Here is an 18,046-nt window from a genome sequence, read left to right as displayed (position 1 = left end):
ATGTTTTCACAGGCGCACGCCATAAGAATCCTGAGCCTGGGTCTGCTGCTGTCGCTGTTGAACGGCTGTTCGTCCGTACGCGTCAGCGACTATCAGGATCCTCAGGTGCACTTGCTCAAGGTGCAAGTGGTCAAGGCCAAGCTGCTGCAACAGGACTTCAAACTGCGCTTTCGGGTCGAAAACCCGAATGATCGGAGCATGCTGGTGCGCAGCCTGCGCTATAAAATCATGCTCAATGACATTGTGCTGGCTGATGGCGAGTCCACCGACTGGTTCGTGGTCGATGGACAAAGCAGCAGGAATTTCGTGGTACCGATCCGGACCAATCTCTGGAAGGACTTGAAGCAGATCGCGAAAATGCTGAAAAAAACCGACCAACCGATCCATTACCGGCTGGAAGGCAAACTCAAGACCGGCTTTTTGTTTCGGCATAGCGTGCGTATTGGACGCAACGGCGAGATAATGCCCGGCGATTTTATTCCGGAGTAACCCGATGAACCAGCAAGCCCATGTGCATGGCCCCGATTGCAATCACGATCACGACGATCATGGCCACGCCCACCACGACCACCAACATGGCCATGTCCACGGTCCGAATTGCGGCCATGCCCATCAGGAACCGGTGCGTAACGCGTTGAAGGACGTTGGCCGCAACGATCCTTGCCCGTGCGGCAGCGACAAGAAGTTCAAGAAGTGCCACGGCGCGTAAGCTGACGTGAAGCTCGAACGGCCTGCCTTGCAGGCCGTTTTCATTTGTGCGGTCGGGGCCTGCGGGAGTAAAACAGGCAGTCCGTTCCTTCCAACAGGAGTTCTTGATGATCGATCTGCATTACTGGACCACACCCAACGGCCACAAAGTGTCGCTGTTCCTTGAGGAGGCCGGTCTGCCGTACAAAATCTTCCCGGTCAATATCGGCCAGAACGATCAGTTCAAACCCGACTTCCTGAAAATCTCCCCGAATAACCGCATCCCGGCCATCGTTGACCATGAGCCTGCCGATGGCGGCGAGCCGATCAGCCTGTTCGAGTCCGGCGCGATTCTGCTGTATCTGGCGGAAAAAACCGGCCAGTTCATTCCCAAAGACCTGCGCGGTCGGCAAGAAACGCTGCAATGGCTGTTCTGGCAAATGGGCGGGCTGGGACCCATGGCGGGGCAAAACCATCACTTCAACCGTTTCGCCAAGGAAAAGATTCCTTACGCCATCAAACGCTACGTCGATGAAACTGCCCGTTTATATGGCGTGCTGGATCGGCGTCTGGCAGATCGCGACTTCGTGGCGGGCAGTGAATACAGCATTGCCGACATGTCGATCTATCCGTGGATCGCACGTCATACCTGGCAAGACCAGAACCTGAACGACTTCCCACACCTCAAGCGCTGGTTCGATGCCATCAATGATCGTGAAGCGACCAAGCGGGCGTATGCGCTGGTTGACCAAGTGAATCCACAGATCTGAGCCTCGCGCACAAGTTTGCCCTCATCAAAAAACAGCAAAATACTGGATTGAAATGCATTTTCTGTAGGAGCTGCCGAAGGCTGCGAAGCACTTCTTCTGGTACACCGCGATCGCAGCCTTCGGCAGCTCCTACAGGTCCTGTGTTTGCTTCGGTGTCAGCGACGCGGGCGACTCCTACCGAGCAGAGCCGTGTCACGCGGTCCAGGCTGGAGGCAACTTGTTGGCGAGAAGGTCAACCTGACGCACTGCCTCGTCCCATGGACCACACGTTCCGGTTGCTCCCACATTTGCCAATAGCCCCACGACCTTTGAAAAATCCTGAAATAAACTCCCTCTCCCCGCTTGCGTGGCGCCTGCGCGCTCTCTAACGTAGCGCCTTTTATACGTTAAGCCCCCGCAGGAGTTTTGCCATGGCCTCACCAGCCCGTTCCAAAGTCGTAAACCGGTTCGGTGCTGCCGCCGCTACGGTGGGTTTGTTGAGTCTTGGCGGTTGCCAGTTGGGCGGTGGCGATAGCGACTCGTTGCTGCCTGCGTCCGGCACTGTGGCGGTCAAGGGCCTGGCCCAGAACGTTTCCCTGCGGCGCACCAACCTCGGTATGCCGCTGATTGAAAGCAGCACCTTTCATGACGCGCTTTTTACCCTGGGTTACGTACACGCCAGCGACCGCATCACACAAATGCTGAGCATGCGCCTGCTGGCCCAGGGACGCCTCTCGGAAATGGTCGGCCCAAGCGCACTGGATATCGACCGTTTGATGCGCGCCGCGAATCTGAAAAAGAGCGCCAGCGAGCTGTACAGCGCTTCGACCCCGCGCCTGCAACGCTTCTTTGAAGTCTATGCCCGTGGCGTCAACGCCTACCTGTTCCGCTACCGCGACAAACTGCCCGCCGATCTGGCCAGCTCTGGCTATCGTCCGGATTACTGGAAACCCGAAGACTCGGCGCTGATCTTCAGCCTGCTGAACTTCAGCCAGTCGGCAAACCTGCAAGAAGAATTGTCCTCACTGTTACTGGCGCAAAAAGTCGGCGTCGACAAGCTGGCCTGGCTGGTGCCGACTTATCCGGACGAAGAACTGCCGTTTTCCGAAGCCGACAAGCTCAAGGGCTTGAACCTTGGCGGGCAGGTTTCAGGTCTGAGCGATCTGAATAAAGTCGCCCAGCAATTGACTGACCTGAACATGCTGGGCATCGCCGCCTCCAGTAACTGGGCCATTGCGCCGCAACGCAGCCGCACCGGCAAAAGCTTGCTGGCCAACGACGTGCAATTGCCTGCCGGGTTGAACTCCGCGTGGAGCTTCGTACAAATCCGCGCCCCTAAATATCAGGCCGCTGGCGCCACGATCGCGGGTCTACCGCTGATTCTGAGTGGCTTCAACGGCAAGCTGGGCTGGTCGATGGCCTCGGTGATGGGCGACAACCAGGACCTGTTCCTGGAAAAGCTGAAACGTGAGAACAATCGCTTGATGTACCTGGCCGATGGCAAGTGGCTGCCCGCAACAGCCCATGAAGAAACTTTCTTCGTCAAAGGCAGCCGCCCGATTCGTGAGACCGTTTTTGCAACCCGTCATGGCGCGTTGCTCAACAGCAATCCGAGTGAAGGCCAATTGAACAACAGCCTGGGGCTGGCGTTGCAAACCCCGGACTTCAAAGACGACAAGAGTCTGGACGCCTTCTTCGATCTGTCCCGCGCGCCTAACGTCGACAAGGCATTCGATGCCAGCCGTGAAATCCGCGCAATCGCGCTGAACATGGTGTTTGCCGATGCGTCGAACGTCGCCTGGCAGGTTACCGGTCGCTATCCAAATCGCCGTGAAGGCCTGGGCTTGCTGCCTTCGCCGGGCTGGGAAGGCCGTTATGACTGGGATGGCTTCGCCGACGCGATGCTGCACCCTTATGATCAAAACCCGCAGCAAGGCTGGATCGCCACCGCCAACCAGCGCACCTTCCCGAAAGGTTACGGCATGCAGCTGTCCAACTCGTGGAAAGCCCCGGAGCGCGCCGAACGTATTGCGGAACTGGCCAACAGTGGCAAGCAGGACACCCGCAGTGTCATTGCCATGCAATACGATCAGAGCACGACCTTCGCCGCCAAACTGAGAAAAATGTTTGAAGCGCCGGGTATGGTCAAACCGCTGAAACAGGCCATCGACGCCTTGCCTGAAGCCGAACGCAGCAAAGCCCGGGAAGCGTTTACCCGGCTGATGGCATTCGACGGCAAACTCACACCAACGTCTGCCGATGCAGCGCTTTATGAGCTGTTCCTGCAGGAAAGCGCGAAGCAGACCTTCCTTGACGAGCTTGGCCCGGAAACCAGCCCGGCGTGGAAAGCACTGGTGCAGAACGCCAGCCTGTCGTACTCGGCACAAGCCGATCATTTGCTGGGACGCGAAGACAGCCCGTATTGGGATGACGTGAAAACGCCACAAAAAGAAGACAAGCCCGCGATTCTGGCCCGCAGTCTGGCGGCAGCAATCACTGCCGGTGACAGTCTAATGGGCACTGATCGCAAAGCCTGGCAATGGGGCAAGCTGCATCGCTCGACCCTGCAAAGTAGCGACTTCGCCGCTAACAGTTTCAACCGTGGCCCAAGTGCAACTGGGGGTGACCACAACACGCTGAACATCTCGGCGTATCCATGGGGTCAGAACTTCGACAGCCAGGCTGTACCGAGCATGCGCATGATCATCGACTTCGGCCAAAGCGAACCGATGCTCGGCCTGATCAACATTGGTCAGTCCGGTAACCCGGCCAGCCCGTATTACACCAACAGTATCGAACCCTGGCTCAAGGGCCAGTACCAGACGATCCCGCTGCAAACCCAGAATTACGAGCGGGCTTATGGCAGCAAGCGGTTGACGCTGGTGCCAGGGAAATAGAATAAACACCTCTGTAGGAGCTGCCGAAGGCTGCGATTGCGATCTTCCTGACAAACCGCGATCGCAGCCTTCGGCAGCTCCTACAGGTGTGGCCAATCAGCTTCATGTTCTTCGAACTTCCTCCCCCGCCCCGCCCTCATAACTAACAAGCCCATCCAGTCGGTTACTCCATGGATCTTGTTATCGCGCGTCCCGAAGGTTTGTATTGCCCGCCCGGAGATTTCTACATTGACCCATGGCGCCCTGTGGAGCGCTCAGTCATTACTCACGCCCACGGCGATCATGCGCGAACCGGCAATGAACACTACCTGGCCGCAGCGCCGGGCGAAGGCATTCTTCGTTCGCGACTGGGGCAGGACATCAATCTGCAAACCCTGGCGTACGGCGAAACCCTGTTGCACCACGGCGTAAAACTGAGCCTTCATCCAGCCGGACACGTGCTGGGTTCGGCGCAGGTCCGGCTGGAGTACAAAGGCCAAGTCTGGGTGGCGTCCGGTGATTACAAAGTCGAGCCGGATGGCACCTGCGAACCGTTCGAGCCGGTGCGCTGCCACACCTTCATCACTGAATCGACCTTCGGCCTGCCGATCTATCGCTGGCAGCCGCAGTCGCAGATTTTCGCTGGAATCAACGACTGGTGGCGGGCCAACGCTGCGGTCGGCAAGGCCAGCGTGCTATTCGCCTATTCCTTCGGCAAGGCCCAGCGCATCCTGCACGGCATCGACCCTGAGATCGGGCCGATACTGGTTCATGGTGCGGTCGAGCCCTTGAACCGGGTTTACCGTGAAGCCGGCGTGCGAATTCCCGAGACCCAATACGCCGGCGATTTCAAGAAAACCGATCCGGCCCTGCGTCAGGCGCTGATCCTCGCGCCTCCCTCCGCAGGCGGCAGCACCTGGATGAAACGCTTTGGCGAATTCAGTGATGCATTCGCCAGTGGCTGGATGATGCTGCGCGGCACACGCAGACGACGCGGCGTGGATCGCGGCTTTGTGCTGTCCGATCACGCCGATTGGCCAGGCCTGCTTTGGGCAATCGAGCAGACGGGTGCCGAGCGCGTCATGGTGACCCACGGGTCAGTGGCAGTGCTGGTGCGTTACCTGCGCGAGTCCGGACTCGATGCCCAGGGCTTCGTCACCGAATATGGCGATGAGGAAGACTCGACAACGGCGGAAACAAAACCGGAAGAAACAAAACCTGAAGAATCAACCGAGGCCCCGGCATGAAAGCCTTTGCCGAGCTGTATTCCCGACTCGACGCCACCACCTCCAGCAACGCCAAGCTGGCCGCCATGCGTGACTATTTCGCGAAGGTGCCGCCGCAGGATGCGGCGTGGGCAGTGTATTTCCTCTCCGGCGGACGCCCGCGCCAGCTGGTGCCCACCAAACTGTTGCGCGAACAAGCCATGACCCTGGGCAAGCTGCCGGAATGGTTGTTCGAAGAAAGCTATCAGGCCGTCGGTGACTTGGCAGAAACCCTGGCGCTGCTATTGCCTGAGGCCGAGCACGACTCTGACGAAGGTCTGGCCGTCTGGATGGAAGACAAGCTCCTGCCTTTGCGGGGCTTGCCTCCAGAAGAACTGGCCGAGCGCCTGCCGATATTCTGGGGACAGTTGGACCGGGTCAGCCTGATGGTCTGCATCAAGCTGATCACTGGCAGCTTCCGGGTCGGCGTCTCAAAACTGTTGGTCACTCGCGCCCTCGCCGCCATGGCCGATATCGACAGCAAACGCGTGGCACAACGCTTGGTGGGTTACACCGACTTGTCTCACCGGCCCAGCGCCGAAGGTTTCCTTAAACTGATCGCAGCTGAATCGGATGACGAGCACGCCCAGCGTGGTGGTCAGCCTTATCCGTTTTTCCTAGCCCACGCCTTGCAGCAGCCGGTGGATCAGTTCGAAAGTTTGCTGGGGCCAGCGGAAAACTGGCAAGTGGAGTGGAAGTGGGACGGGATTCGCGCACAACTGGTCAAGCGCGAAGGTCGCCTGTGGATCTGGTCTCGCGGTGAAGAGCTGGTAACCGATCGCTTCCCGGAATTGTACAGTCTGGTGCAGAGCTTGCCCGACGGGACGGTCATCGACGGTGAAATAGTCGTCTGGAAGACGGCAGAGCCCGCATCAACTGACAGCGCGGAATTTTCACTCAGTACTGAATCGCCGCCAGACGCCGCACCAACCCAGCCATCCGTCCAGCCTTTCGCGCTCCTGCAGCAGCGCATCGGCCGTAAAACCCTGGGTAAGAAAATCCTCGAAGAAGTCCCCGTCGTGGTGCTCGCCTACGACCTGCTGGAATGGCAGGAGCATGACTGGCGCAGCCGCCCGCAACATGAGCGACGCAGCCAATTGGAAAAGGTCATCGAAACCTGCCAGAGCCCTGTGTTGCTGCCCTCCCCGGTCATCAATGGCAAAGACTGGGAGGACTTGAGTGTCCAGCGTGAAGCCTCTCGCAGCCTGGGCGTGGAAGGCATGATGCTCAAATCCCGGGACTCTCTGTATGGCGTCGGTCGCACCAAAGACATGGGCGTCTGGTGGAAATGGAAAGTTGATCCGTTCAGCGTCGATGCGGTGCTGATCTACGCCCAGCGTGGCCATGGCAGGCGCGCCAGCCTGTACAGCGACTACACCTTCGCGGTGTGGGACGGCCCGCCCGAACAAAGCGAGCGCACATTAGTGCCATTCGCCAAAGCCTATTCAGGCCTGACCGACGAGGAAATGCGCAAGGTCGACGCCATTGTGCGCAAGACCACCGTCGAAAAGTTCGGCCCGGTCAGCAGTGTGACGCCAAGCCTGGTGTTCGAACTGGGCTTCGAAGGCATCGCCTTGTCAAAACGCCACAAGAGCGGAATTGCGGTGCGTTTTCCCCGCATGTTGCGCTGGCGGCAGGATAAATCAGTGGCCGAGGCCGATAGTTTGTCGACGTTACAGGACTTGCTGGGGTAGGATGCCGCCCTTTTTTGGGGCCGCTGAATTTCAGCGCACCTTGTTGGAGCAACGCACCGACCGCTGTAGGAGTGAGCTTGCTCGCGATGGGGTTGTCGGTTAATGCGTAATGCTGCTGGCACGACGCTATCTCGAGCAAGCTCACTCCTGCAGGGAGCGCCTTCGAAGTCGGCAGTCAACATTGCGACAACTCCGTACATTTAAAACGCACGTTCGTATCTTTGGTTCGGAAATTGCTATCTTCTGTGGTCTGGCACCCGCCGGTAGCAAGCCTCGCGTGTTCCCAACGCTCAATTTGGTTTTAAGGACTGAACGATGAAAAAAGCATGGCTGACCCTTTCTGCATTGGCTGTTTGTCTCGCCGCAGGCAATGCAATGGCCAAGGAATACAAGGAACTGCGTTTTGGCGTTGATCCTTCTTATGCACCTTTCGAATCAAAAGCCGCTGACGGCAGCCTGGTAGGCTTCGACATCGACCTGGGCAACGCTATCTGCGCCGAGCTGAAAGTTAAATGCAAATGGGTTGAAAGCGATTTCGACGGCATGATCCCAGGCCTGAAAGCGCGTAAATTCGACGGCGTGATCTCGTCGATGACCGTGACTCCGGCACGTGAGAAGGTTATCGACTTCTCCAACGAACTGTTCTCCGGCCCGACTTCCCTGGTGTTCAAAAAAGGTGCAGCCCTGACGGCTGATCCGGCAAGCCTGAAAGGCAAAATCGTGGGCTACGAGCAAGGCACCATTCAGGAAGCCTATGCCAAAGCCGTACTGGACAAGGCGGGTGTGAAAACCCAGGCCTACGCCAACCAGGATCAGGTTTACGCCGACCTGGTTTCCGGTCGTCTTGATGCGTCCATTCAGGACATGCTGCAAGCCGAACTGGGCTTCCTGAAGTCGCCACAAGGTGCTGGTTACGAAGTCAGCCAGCCAATCGACAGCGAATTGTTGCCTTCCAAAACCGCGATCGGTATCGCGAAAGGTAACAAAGAGCTCAAGGCTCTGCTGGATAAAGGTATCAAAGCGTTACACGACGACGGCAAATATGCCGAGATCCAGAAGAAGCACTTCGGCGATCTGAATCTGTACAGCGGTAAATAACACCCCGACGCCCATGGATTTCGGCGATCATCCACCGCCGATTTCCATGGGCGTTTTGTTTTATTGACCGTTAAAGGCTTTACCCATGTTCGATACGCTGCTGCAAACCCTCGGACTCTCCACCTTCAGCCTCAAAGGCTTCGGCCCTCTGCTGCTTGAAGGGACGTGGATGACCGTTAAATTATCGCTGCTGTCGCTGTTCGTGAGCATCGTGCTCGGACTGATCGGCGCCAGTGCAAAACTGTCGGGCGCCGCCATCGTGCGGATGCCGGCACAGCTCTACACCACGCTGATCCGTGGCGTTCCCGACCTTGTGTTGATGTTGCTGATCTTCTACAGCCTGCAAACCTGGCTGAGTCAGCTGACCGACGCAATGGAATGGGACTACATCGAAATTGATCCTTTCAGCGCAGGCGTGATCACCCTCGGCTTTATCTATGGCGCTTACTTCACCGAAACCTTCCGTGGCGCGATCCTTTCCGTGCCACGTGGACAGGTCGAAGCCGCCACCGCTTACGGCCTCAGTCGCGCCCAGCGGTTTCGCTACGTGGTGTTCCCGCAGATGATGCGTTTCGCCCTGCCGGGTATCGGTAACAACTGGCAAGTGCTGCTCAAGGCTACTGCGCTGGTGTCGATCATCGGTCTGGCCGATCTGGTCAAAGCCGCACAGGACGCCGGCAAAAGCACCTACCAACTGTTTTATTTCCTGGTCCTCGCTGCATTGATTTACCTGTTGATCACCAGCGCTTCGAACTTTGCCCTGCGTTGGGCTGAACGGCGGTATTCCGCAGGCAGCCGGGAGGCTCAACGATGATCGAACTGCTTCAGGAATACTGGCGCCCCTTCCTTTATAGCGACGGCGTGCACATCACCGGCCTTGCCATGACCATGTGGCTGCTCAGCGCGTCGATCGCCATCGGCTTTCTGGTCTCGATCCCGCTGTCCATCGCTCGCGTATCCAGCAATTGCTGGGTTCGTTGGCCGGTGCAGTTCTACACCTATCTGTTTCGCGGCACGCCCCTCTATATACAGCTGCTGATTTGCTACACCGGTATCTACAGCCTCGAAGCCGTCCGCGCGCAGCCGATTCTCGATTCGTTCTTTCGCGATGCGATGAACTGCACGATCCTGGCGTTCGCCCTTAATACGTGCGCGTACACCACCGAGATTTTCGCAGGCTCAATTCGCAGCATGAACCACGGCGAAGTCGAAGCCGCCAAAGCCTACGGTCTGACCGGCTGGAAGCTTTACGCTTACGTGATCATGCCGTCGGCCCTGCGTCGCTCATTGCCGTTCTACAGCAACGAAGTGATTCTGATGCTGCACTCGACCACTGTGGCCTTTACCGCCACCGTGCCGGACATTCTCAAAGTCGCACGGGACGCCAACTCGGCCACCTTCATGACGTTCCAGTCGTTCGGTATCGCCGCGATTATTTACCTGTGCGTCACGTTCATCCTGGTCGGCCTGTTCCGCCTTGCCGAACGCCGCTGGCTGGCCTTTCTCGGCCCGTCTCACTAGGACCTGCCCATGCGTCATGACACCCACGATCTGCTCGCGCCGGTGCCAGGTACTGCGCGGCAGATCCACAGTTTTCACTACGGCCCGCAAGACGGTGTCTGCAAGGTTTATATCCAGGCCTCGCTGCATGCCGACGAGCTACCGGGCATGCTGGTTGCCTGGTACCTCAAGCAACGCCTGAGTGAGCTGGAGAACGCTGGCTTGCTGCTCGGTGAAATCGTCGTCGTGCCGGTGGCCAATCCCATCGGTCTGGAACAGGTCCTGATGGACGTCCCGCTAGGCCGTTACGAGCTGGAAAGCGGACAAAACTTCAACCGCTGGTTTGTCGACCTCGGCGCGCAAGTGGGTAATGACGTTGAAACACAGCTGAACGATGATCCGCAGCACAACATCCGGCTGATCCGCCGCAGCCTGAGCAAAGCGCTTGAAGCGCAGATCGCATCGACCCAACTGCAATCGCAACGCCTGACCTTGCAACGTCTTGCCTGTGATGCCGACATGGTTCTGGACCTGCATTGCGACTTCGAATCCGTCGAGCACTTGTACACCACGCCTGAAGCCTGGCCACAGGTGGAAATGCTCTCGCGTTACCTCGGCGCTCAGGCCAGCCTGCTGGCGACTGACTCCGGCGGCCAGTCATTCGATGAATGCTTCACACTGGTCTGGTGGCAATTGCAACAGCGCTTTGGTGATCGCTTTGCGATTCCGATGGGCAGCTTTTCCGTGACCCTGGAGCTGCGAGGCCAGGGCGATGTGAATCACGCCCTGGCCAGCCGTGACTGCCAGGCATTGATCAATTACCTGATTCACTTCGGCGCCATTGGCGGCGAAGTCGCACTCGCCCCCGAATTGCTCTATCCAGCCACGCCACTGGCGGCGGTTGAACCCGTCGCTACGCCGGTCGGCGGGCTGCTGGTGTTTTGTGCCCAACCCGGCGAATACGTCGAGGCGGGCCAGTTGATCGCAGAAGTCATCGACCCGATCAGCGACGCCGTCATGCCGATCCACACGCTCAATTCCGGCCTGCTCTATGCGCGCTCGTTACGCCGCATGGCCACCGCCGGCATGGTCATCGCTCACGTCGCAGGCACCGAAGCCTACCGTAGCGGCTACCTACTTTCTCCTTGAGGACTTGCTTGTCATGTACAAACTGACCATCGATGGCCTGCATAAAAGCTACGGCGATAACAAAGTACTCAAAGGTGTTTCGCTCAAAGCCAGCAGCGGCGATGTCATCTGCCTGATCGGCGCCAGCGGCTCCGGCAAAAGCACGTTCCTGCGCTGCATCAACTTCCTCGAACAGCCCAACGATGGCGCCATGAGCCTGGACGGCAAGCAAGTCCGCATGGTGAGCGACAGAGGCCACATGCGCGTCGCCGACCCGGACGAGCTGCAAAGCATCCGCACCCGTCTGGCCATGGTGTTCCAGCATTTCAACCTGTGGGCGCACATGACCGTGTTGGAAAACATCACCATGGCACCGCGCCGTGTGTTGGGTGTTTCCAAAGAAGAAGCCGAAGTCCGCGCCCGCAAGTATCTGGACAAGGTTGGCTTGCCGGAACGTGTTGCTGATCAATATCCGGCGTTCCTTTCCGGCGGTCAGCAGCAGCGCGTAGCCATTGCCCGTGCGTTGGCCATGGAGCCGGAAATCATGCTGTTTGACGAACCAACGTCGGCGCTCGACCCGGAACTGGTCGGTGAAGTGCTCAAAGTGATTCAGGGTCTGGCTGAAGAAGGCCGGACCATGATCATGGTGACCCACGAAATGAGCTTCGCCCGCAAAGTCGCCAACCAGATCGTGTTCCTGCACCAGGGCCAGATCGAAGAGTCCGGACACCCGGATGAAGTACTGGGCAATCCGAAAAGCGAGCGGCTGCAGCAGTTCTTGAGTGGGAATTTGAAATAACGCCCCATCAGGGAAGCACATTTTTGTAGGAACTCACGAGCACCGCGAGGCAGTGATGGCGGTCCTGTCCGATACACCGCTATCACTGCCTCGCGGTGCTCGTGAGCTCCTACAGGACCATTGCAAGTTTCCAACACAACTAATCCCCCATCTGCGCTGTCTCTGAAATACCCCCTTTCAGAGCACACAGCGACGCATGAGCAGACCTACCGATTTCGCTCAGCGATGGTTTTCGGAACGCAGCTGGAAGCCTTTTCCTTTTCAAAAAGAGGTCTGGTCGGCCGTCAAGCAAGGACAATCCGGGTTGCTGCACGCCAGCACAGGCTCGGGTAAAACCTACGCAGTGTGGTTTGCTGCGCTGAACCGGTTCGCCCAATTCGCCAAACCGCCCACTGAAAAAAAACCACGCAAGCGCAAACCGCCCGCTACACCGCTCAGCGTGTTGTGGATAACCCCAATGCGCGCACTGGCCGCCGACACTGCCCGAGCGCTTGAAGCGCCGCTCGTGGATCTGGATATCCCCTGGAGCGTGGGCTTGCGTACCGGCGATACCAGCAGCAGCGAGCGCGCCCGACAAGGGCGTCGATTGCCGACTGCGCTGATTACCACCCCCGAAAGCCTGACTCTGCTGCAAACCCGCGCCGATGCTCAAAGCACCTTCTCGACCCTGAAAATGGTGGTCGTGGATGAATGGCATGAACTGATCGGTAACAAACGCGGCGTACAACTGCAACTTGCGCTGGCCCGCTTGCGCCAATGGAATCCGGATCTGATTGTGTGGGGCGTGTCCGCGACGCTCGGCAATCAACAGCACGCTCAGGAAGTGCTGGTCGGCGAAGGCGGCGTCAGTGTGCAAGGCAAGATCACTAAAGAGCTACGCGTCGATACCCTGTTGCCGCCGTCCATCGAGCGTTTCCCGTGGGCCGGACATATGGGTCTGCGGATGCTGCCGCAAGTACTGGCTGAAGTGGACAGCAGCGCCAGTTGCCTAGTGTTCACCAACACTCGTGCGCAATCGGAGGTCTGGTATCAGGCCTTGCTGGAAGCGCGTCCCGACTGGGCCGGGCTGATCGCCCTGCACCACGGCTCACTGGCGCGGGAAGTGCGCGACTGGGTCGAGCGCGCCCTGAAGGAAGGCCAGCTCAAAGCGGTGGTGTGCACCTCGAGCCTCGATTTGGGCGTGGACTTTCTGCCCGTCGAGCGTGTACTGCAAATCGGCTCGCCCAAAGGCGTCGCACGTCTCATGCAACGCGCCGGGCGCTCAGGCCATGCACCAGGCCGCCCGTCGCGGGTTACGCTGGTGCCGACGCATAGCCTGGAACTGGTTGAGGCCGCTGCGGCCCATGACGCCGTAGCGGCACGGATGATCGAGCCCAGAGAGTCACCACACAAGCCTCTCGACGTGCTGGTCCAGCATTTGGTCAGCATGGCGCTGGGTGGCGGCTTCGATCCGGACGCCCTGTTGCGTGAAGTGCGTACTGCGTGGGCTTATCAGGAGCTGACCGATGAAGAGTGGCAGTGGGCATTGGCCTTCGTTCGTCATGGCGGTCACTCGCTGACGGCCTATCCGGACTATCGACGCGTAGAGCCTGACGAAAATGGTATCTGGCGGGTGCCGGACGCGCGCCTTGCCAGACGTCACCGCATGGGCATTGGCACCATCGTCAGCGATGCCAGCATTAACGTGAAGTACTGGAAAAAAGGCGGCGGCGGTGGCTCGCTGGGCAGCGTTGAAGAAGGCTTCATCGCGCGCCTCAAACCCGGCGATGGTTTTCTGTTTGGTGGACGACTGCTCGAACTGGTTCGCGTGGAAAACATGACGGCTTACGTGAAAAGAGCGACCAGCAAAAAGGCCGCAGTGCCACGCTGGAATGGCGGGCGGATGCCACTCTCAAGCGAACTGGCCGATGCGGTGGTGACGAAGTTCGACGCAGCCGCTCACGGAGAATTCAAAAGCCCGGAAATGCAGGCCGTCAAACCCTTGCTTGAGATCCAGCGGCAATGGTCAGCCCTGCCTCAGGAGAAGACACTACTGGCAGAAGTCATGAAGTCCCGCGAGGGTTGGCACCTGTTTCTCTACCCCTTCGCCGGTCGCCATGTACATCTGGGGCTGGCAAGCCTGCTGGCCTGGCGGTTGAGCCGCCACGCCCCCCTGACCTTCTCCATCGCGGTCAACGACTATGGTTTTGAGCTACTCAGTGCCACCGAGGTGGATTGGCAGGCGCAACTGAGTGCCGAGCTGTTCAGTGAAGAACACCTGATGAACGACATCATGGCCAGCCTTAATGCCGGTGAGCTGGCGCTACGACGCTTCAGGGAAATCGCCCGTATTGCCGGGCTGGTATTCTCCGGATATCCGGGTGCGCCAAAGAGCAACCGGCAATTACAAGCGTCGAGTGGATTGTTTTTTGAGGTTTTCAAACAATACGACGCCGGCAACCTGCTGCTGACGCAGGCGCAGGAGGAAGTTCTGCGTCAGGAGCTGGACGTCGCGAGACTGGAGCACACCTTGCAACGCATCAATCAACGTACGCTGGATTTACACCTCATCAAACGCGCTACCCCGATGGCTTTTCCGCTGCTGGTGGAGCGCATGCGCGAAAGTCTGAGCTCGGAAAAACTCGCAGACCGGATCGCCCGAATGGTACGCGATCTGGAAAAAGCAGCAGGCCCTGAGGCCACATGAACCCTCATGTCCCGGTAAATCTGGCAGGCGCTGAGCTTTGGTTGCTGGCTGAAAAAGCGATTTACTACCCCGAATATCGGGCCCTGCTGATCGCCGATGTGCATTTCGGTAAAGCAGCAGCTTTTCGCGCGCTTGGGCAACCGGTCCCACACGGCACGACGCAAAACAATTTGCAGCGCCTGGATGATCTGCTGCAGAGCTATGCCTGTGATCGGCTGATCTTCCTCGGCGACTTCCTGCATGCGAGGCAGTCGCGCACGCCCTCAACGCTACAGGCCCTCAGCGAGTGGCGATCGAAGTATCCGACGCTGGCAATCACGCTGATACGGGGCAACCACGATAAACACGCGGGCGATCCGCCCTCGGACCTGATGATAGAAACCGTGCCGGAACCTCTGCTATTGGGGCCCTTTGCACTACAGCACGAACCCCATCCCCACCCGACCCATCATGTGCTGGCCGGGCATGTTCATCCGGTCTATCACCTGCAAGGACGCGGCCGTCAGCGGCTACGGCTGGCCTGTTTTTATCTCAATGAACGCACAAGCCTGCTGCCCGCTTTCGGTGCTTTTACCGGCGGCTACAACGTAGAACGTGAAGGGGACAGCAGAATTTACGTAGTGGGAGATGGTGCGGTATGGGCTATCAGCTGAAACGATTCAACGGACCATTATCGGCTCGAATCAACACTGAATCGCCATCAGACCAAAACGACAGACACAACGCTGCCGGCCAGTGAATGCGCCAGCAGAGCGGTCGTGGAATTCAGGCAACCGGAGCCGGTGGTGGCTCGTCTGGAACGGTTGGGCTACCAGGCTCGGTAGGTTCGGGAATGTCTCCCGGCCCATCTGGCCCTGGCTGGCCAGGGATACCGCCGCCAACCATGTTGAGCTGCGGATAGGCGAGTAGCGACAAGGCGAGCAGACCCACATGATTCTCTCGCGGGTCAGGCCCTTGGGCGCTGGCATTCGATTGTCTCTTCATAAAGGCACTCCTGAGCGTTATCCCCCTGCCCACATGGCGCGAGAAGGAGGGATTCAGTCAATAGAGTGCCGAAATGAGGACTAATTCAATTTCGCCAGGCTGAACGGTAATAAATATCAGTTAAGCGCGCGGCAGGGTGACGCCGCGCTGACCTTGGTACTTACCGCCGCGATCTTTGTAAGACACTTCGCACTCTTCGTCGGACTCGAGGAACAGCATCTGGGCCACACCTTCGTTGGCGTAGATTTTCGCTGGCAATGTGGTGGTGTTGGAGAACTCCAGCGTCACATGACCTTCCCATTCCGGCTCAAGCGGGGTCACGTTGACGATGATGCCGCAGCGGGCATAAGTGCTTTTACCCAGACAGATGGTCAAAACATTGCGCGGGATACGGAAATATTCGACGGTGCGAGCCAGAGCGAACGAGTTTGGCGGGATGATGCAAACGTCGCTTTTGACGTCTACAAAGCTTCCCTCGTCGAAGTTCTTGGGGTCAACGGTCGCGGAATTGATGTTGGTGAAAACCTTGAATTCATCCGCGCAGCGCACATCGTAGCCGTAGCTGGACACGCCGTAAGAGATAAGGCGGTTGGCACCCTCGCCACGCACCTGACGCTCGACGAAGGGCTCGATCATGCCGTGCTCCTGCGCCATGCGGCGAATCCACTTGTCCGATTTGATGCTCATGGCGATGTCCTGATAGCTGGGTGAAAAAAGATGTCCGGCATCTTACCGGGCCAAGGCGCAGGGTTCAAAGCCTGCGCAAGCCCGCCGACAGATGCTTTGCACACTAATCGAAATAATCCTCAATTGACGGTTGGCACGTTCAAAAAAAAGCGTTAAGGTAGCGTCACTGTGTTGCTTGTGTCACTGAGAATCTCTACACGATGTTGAATTTCGATCCAACCATCTCCAAGAATTTTTCCTGCTCTTTGCACTCAGTCTCGGCCAGGGTTTTTCCTGAGTCGCAGTTAACTTTGTCCAAGGAGATACACCATGTCTAATCGCCAAACTGGTACCGTTAAGTGGTTCAACGATGAAAAAGGCTTCGGCTTCATCACTCCACAATCCGGTGACGACCTGTTCGTGCACTTCAAAGCTATCCAATCTGACGGCTTCAAAAGCCTGAAAGAAGGCCAACAGGTCTCTTTCATCGCTACCCGCGGTCAGAAAGGCATGCAAGCTGAAGAAGTTCAAGTTATCTAACTTGTACTTATTCGCTTAAAGAACCCCGCTTCGGCGGGGTTTTTTTATGGCTGTAAAAAAGCAGTACTCCTGTAAGAGCTGCCGAAGGTTGCGAAGATGACCTTCCTTCGACAGTTGCTCCTACAGATCCAGACTCAATCGTCGCTGACAGAAATACTCGGCATCGCCGGGCTGGCCGCTTCTTGCAGCACAATTCGCGCCCCTACATGCCGCGCCAGTTCCTGATAGACCATCGCGATCTGACTTTCCGGCTCGGCAATCACCGTCGGCCTGCCACCATCGGCCTGCTCGCGAATCAGCATCGACAGCGGCAGCGAAGCCAGCAGCTCTACGTCGTACTGCGAAGCAAGCTTCTCACCACCGCCTTCACCAAACAGATGCTCCGCGTGGCCGCAGTTCGAGCAGATGTGCACTGCCATGTTTTCGACGACACCCAGCACCGGAATATTGACCTTGCGGAACATTTCGACGCCTTTCTTCGCGTCCAGCAGTGCAAGATCCTGAGGCGTGGTGACGATCACAGCACCTGCAACCGGGACTTTCTGCGCCAGTGTCAGTTGAATATCGCCAGTGCCTGGCGGCATATCAATCACCAGATAATCCAGATCATTCCACGCCGTTTGCGTAATCAACTGCAGCAATGCACCGGAAACCATAGGACCGCGCCATACCATCGGCGTGTTGTCATCGGTCAGAAAGGCCATGGACATCACTTCAACACCGTGAGCCTCAATCGGCACGAACCATTTCTGATCCTTGATTTTCGGACGTGTACCTTCGGCGATGCCAAACATCACACCCTGACTCGGACCATAGATATCCGCATCGAGAATACCAACCCGAGCACCTTCACGAGCCAGCGCCAGCGCCAGATTCGCCGCCGTAGTGGATTTACCTACACCACCTTTACCGGACGCTACGGCAACAATGTTCTTCACATTAGCCAGGCCTGGGATTTGCCCTTGGGCCTTGTGCGGCTCGATGACACAAGCGATATCCACCTTGGCCGAAGTCACACCGTCCAGACCTTCAATAGCAATCTGCAGCATCTGCGCCCAGCCGCTCAAGAACAGCCCTGCCGCATAACCCAGCTCAAGCTGCACACTGACGCGCTCGCCGTGAACCTCAATGGCACGCACGCATCCGGCAGTAACGGGATCCTGATTCAAATAAGGGTCGGTATATTGGCGAAGAACGGCTTCCACCGCTGCGCGATTAACAGCGCTCATGGGCTACTCCCGAATAAAGACTGACTAAAACAGGCGGCTATCCTACCCCTTCTGTCACCTCGAGGCATGGTTTCGCTGGAATCAAGGCATTTACCGTCGCGCAACAATCACAGGCCCCGTAGGAGCGCGCTTGCCCGCGATAGCG

At 57.9% G+C, this 18,046-nt stretch carries 17 protein-coding genes; 14 read left to right on the top strand and 3 right to left on the bottom strand.

Translation table 11 applies throughout. The features are described from left to right. The 13 genes from ABRP31_RS05150 to pdeM all read left to right on the top strand — a co-directional run bounded on the left by ABRP31_RS05150 (nucleotide 1) and on the right by pdeM (nucleotide 15,135). The gene (locus ABRP31_RS05150; protein ID WP_349972117.1) at nucleotides 1–489 is read left to right on the top strand and encodes an LEA type 2 family protein; all 489 of its coding nucleotides are present in this window, start codon (nucleotides 1–3) and stop codon (nucleotides 487–489) included. 4 nt (nucleotides 490–493) lie between these two features. Continuing rightward, complete coding sequence (locus tag ABRP31_RS05145; RefSeq protein WP_087269191.1) at nucleotides 494–709, top strand: SEC-C metal-binding domain-containing protein; 216 nt, start codon at nucleotides 494–496, stop codon at nucleotides 707–709. Between the two features lie 106 nt (nucleotides 710–815). Further along, on the top strand, nucleotides 816–1,457 hold the full coding sequence (locus tag ABRP31_RS05140; protein ID WP_349972116.1) for a glutathione binding-like protein: 642 nt from the start codon (nucleotides 816–818) through the stop codon (nucleotides 1,455–1,457). Between the two features lie 410 nt (nucleotides 1,458–1,867). Continuing rightward, nucleotides 1,868–4,333 carry a penicillin acylase family protein gene (locus tag ABRP31_RS05135; RefSeq protein WP_349972114.1) on the top strand — a complete coding sequence of 822 codons (2,466 nt, stop codon included), beginning with the start codon at nucleotides 1,868–1,870 and terminating at the stop codon, nucleotides 4,331–4,333. Nucleotides 4,334–4,503: 170 nt separating this feature from the next. Then, nucleotides 4,504–5,559: a ligase-associated DNA damage response exonuclease gene (locus tag ABRP31_RS05130; RefSeq protein ID WP_349972113.1), complete on the top strand. Its 1,056-nt coding sequence runs from the start codon at nucleotides 4,504–4,506 to the stop codon at nucleotides 5,557–5,559. Continuing rightward, nucleotides 5,556–7,271 carry an ATP-dependent DNA ligase gene (locus ABRP31_RS05125; protein ID WP_349972112.1) on the top strand — a complete coding sequence of 572 codons (1,716 nt, stop codon included), beginning with the start codon at nucleotides 5,556–5,558 and terminating at the stop codon, nucleotides 7,269–7,271. The genes ABRP31_RS05130 and ABRP31_RS05125 overlap by 4 nt, the downstream gene beginning before the upstream one ends. A gap of 315 nt (nucleotides 7,272–7,586) precedes the next feature. After that, nucleotides 7,587–8,369 carry a transporter substrate-binding domain-containing protein gene (locus ABRP31_RS05120; RefSeq protein ID WP_349972111.1) on the top strand — a complete coding sequence of 261 codons (783 nt, stop codon included), beginning with the start codon at nucleotides 7,587–7,589 and terminating at the stop codon, nucleotides 8,367–8,369. Nucleotides 8,370–8,454: 85 nt separating this feature from the next. Further along, nucleotides 8,455–9,183, top strand: coding sequence for an ABC transporter permease (locus tag ABRP31_RS05115; protein ID WP_087269174.1), 729 nt, complete (start codon nucleotides 8,455–8,457; stop codon nucleotides 9,181–9,183). Continuing rightward, nucleotides 9,180–9,890, top strand: coding sequence for an ABC transporter permease (locus tag ABRP31_RS05110; RefSeq protein WP_087269171.1), 711 nt, complete (start codon nucleotides 9,180–9,182; stop codon nucleotides 9,888–9,890). Before ABRP31_RS05115 ends, ABRP31_RS05110 begins: the two co-directional genes overlap by 4 nt. Before the next feature lie 9 nt (nucleotides 9,891–9,899). After that, nucleotides 9,900–11,018 carry a succinylglutamate desuccinylase/aspartoacylase family protein gene (locus ABRP31_RS05105; RefSeq protein ID WP_349972110.1) on the top strand — a complete coding sequence of 373 codons (1,119 nt, stop codon included), beginning with the start codon at nucleotides 9,900–9,902 and terminating at the stop codon, nucleotides 11,016–11,018. Nucleotides 11,019–11,031: 13 nt separating this feature from the next. Further along, on the top strand, nucleotides 11,032–11,796 hold the full coding sequence (locus tag ABRP31_RS05100; RefSeq protein WP_349972109.1) for an ATP-binding cassette domain-containing protein: 765 nt from the start codon (nucleotides 11,032–11,034) through the stop codon (nucleotides 11,794–11,796). A gap of 196 nt (nucleotides 11,797–11,992) precedes the next feature. Continuing rightward, nucleotides 11,993–14,482: a ligase-associated DNA damage response DEXH box helicase gene (locus ABRP31_RS05095; protein ID WP_349972108.1), complete on the top strand. Its 2,490-nt coding sequence runs from the start codon at nucleotides 11,993–11,995 to the stop codon at nucleotides 14,480–14,482. Beyond that, nucleotides 14,479–15,135, top strand: coding sequence for a ligase-associated DNA damage response endonuclease PdeM (gene pdeM / locus ABRP31_RS05090; protein ID WP_349972106.1), 657 nt, complete (start codon nucleotides 14,479–14,481; stop codon nucleotides 15,133–15,135). The genes ABRP31_RS05095 and pdeM overlap by 4 nt, the downstream gene beginning before the upstream one ends. A 112-nt stretch (nucleotides 15,136–15,247) precedes the next feature. Here the strand turns inward: pdeM and ABRP31_RS05085 are convergent, their stop codons facing one another. Beyond that, nucleotides 15,248–15,466, bottom strand: coding sequence for a hypothetical protein (locus ABRP31_RS05085; protein ID WP_087269158.1), 219 nt, complete (start codon nucleotides 15,464–15,466; stop codon nucleotides 15,248–15,250). A 120-nt stretch (nucleotides 15,467–15,586) separates the two neighbouring features. After that, nucleotides 15,587–16,153: a dCTP deaminase gene (dcd, locus tag ABRP31_RS05080; protein ID WP_087269155.1), complete on the bottom strand. Its 567-nt coding sequence runs from the start codon at nucleotides 16,151–16,153 to the stop codon at nucleotides 15,587–15,589. A 309-nt stretch (nucleotides 16,154–16,462) separates the two neighbouring features. On the opposite strand from dcd, the gene ABRP31_RS05075 reads away from it, so the two are divergent. After that, nucleotides 16,463–16,672 carry a cold-shock protein gene (locus ABRP31_RS05075; protein ID WP_002554837.1) on the top strand — a complete coding sequence of 70 codons (210 nt, stop codon included), beginning with the start codon at nucleotides 16,463–16,465 and terminating at the stop codon, nucleotides 16,670–16,672. A 134-nt stretch (nucleotides 16,673–16,806) separates the two neighbouring features. Here the strand turns inward: ABRP31_RS05075 and apbC are convergent, their stop codons facing one another. Continuing rightward, entirely contained in the window at nucleotides 16,807–17,901 is a 1,095-nt protein-coding gene (gene apbC / locus ABRP31_RS05070; protein WP_349972105.1) for an iron-sulfur cluster carrier protein ApbC, read from the bottom strand. Nucleotides 17,902–18,046: the final 145 nt, after the last annotated feature.

The organism is Pseudomonas caspiana (genome assembly GCF_040224095.2).
Lineage (GTDB): Bacteria > Pseudomonadota > Gammaproteobacteria > Pseudomonadales > Pseudomonadaceae > Aquipseudomonas > Aquipseudomonas caspiana.
The sequence above is the reverse complement of the archived record's forward strand: the minus strand, read 5'-3'. Positions and strand labels throughout refer to the sequence as shown.

What these genes read in the sequence shown, in the direction of transcription:
- ABRP31_RS05105 (WP_349972110.1), top strand. Translation starts at nt 9,900, where the DNA reads ATGCGTCATGACACCCACGATCTGCTCGCGCCGGTGCCAGGTACTGCG.
- ABRP31_RS05145 (WP_087269191.1), top strand. Translation starts at nt 494, where the DNA reads ATGAACCAGCAAGCCCATGTGCATGGCCCCGATTGCAATCACGATCAC.
- ABRP31_RS05085 (WP_087269158.1), bottom strand. Translation starts at nt 15,466, where the DNA reads ATGAAGAGACAATCGAATGCCAGCGCCCAAGGGCCTGACCCGCGAGAG.
- ABRP31_RS05140 (WP_349972116.1), top strand. Translation starts at nt 816, where the DNA reads ATGATCGATCTGCATTACTGGACCACACCCAACGGCCACAAAGTGTCG.
- apbC (WP_349972105.1), bottom strand. Translation starts at nt 17,901, where the DNA reads ATGAGCGCTGTTAATCGCGCAGCGGTGGAAGCCGTTCTTCGCCAATAT.
- ABRP31_RS05095 (WP_349972108.1), top strand. Translation starts at nt 11,993, where the DNA reads ATGAGCAGACCTACCGATTTCGCTCAGCGATGGTTTTCGGAACGCAGC.
- ABRP31_RS05115 (WP_087269174.1), top strand. Translation starts at nt 8,455, where the DNA reads ATGTTCGATACGCTGCTGCAAACCCTCGGACTCTCCACCTTCAGCCTC.
- ABRP31_RS05120 (WP_349972111.1), top strand. Translation starts at nt 7,587, where the DNA reads ATGAAAAAAGCATGGCTGACCCTTTCTGCATTGGCTGTTTGTCTCGCC.
- dcd (WP_087269155.1), bottom strand. Translation starts at nt 16,153, where the DNA reads ATGAGCATCAAATCGGACAAGTGGATTCGCCGCATGGCGCAGGAGCAC.
- ABRP31_RS05110 (WP_087269171.1), top strand. Translation starts at nt 9,180, where the DNA reads ATGATCGAACTGCTTCAGGAATACTGGCGCCCCTTCCTTTATAGCGAC.
- ABRP31_RS05125 (WP_349972112.1), top strand. Translation starts at nt 5,556, where the DNA reads ATGAAAGCCTTTGCCGAGCTGTATTCCCGACTCGACGCCACCACCTCC.
- ABRP31_RS05135 (WP_349972114.1), top strand. Translation starts at nt 1,868, where the DNA reads ATGGCCTCACCAGCCCGTTCCAAAGTCGTAAACCGGTTCGGTGCTGCC.
- ABRP31_RS05100 (WP_349972109.1), top strand. Translation starts at nt 11,032, where the DNA reads ATGTACAAACTGACCATCGATGGCCTGCATAAAAGCTACGGCGATAAC.
- pdeM (WP_349972106.1), top strand. Translation starts at nt 14,479, where the DNA reads ATGAACCCTCATGTCCCGGTAAATCTGGCAGGCGCTGAGCTTTGGTTG.
- ABRP31_RS05075 (WP_002554837.1), top strand. Translation starts at nt 16,463, where the DNA reads ATGTCTAATCGCCAAACTGGTACCGTTAAGTGGTTCAACGATGAAAAA.
- ABRP31_RS05150 (WP_349972117.1), top strand. Translation starts at nt 1, where the DNA reads ATGTTTTCACAGGCGCACGCCATAAGAATCCTGAGCCTGGGTCTGCTG.
- ABRP31_RS05130 (WP_349972113.1), top strand. Translation starts at nt 4,504, where the DNA reads ATGGATCTTGTTATCGCGCGTCCCGAAGGTTTGTATTGCCCGCCCGGA.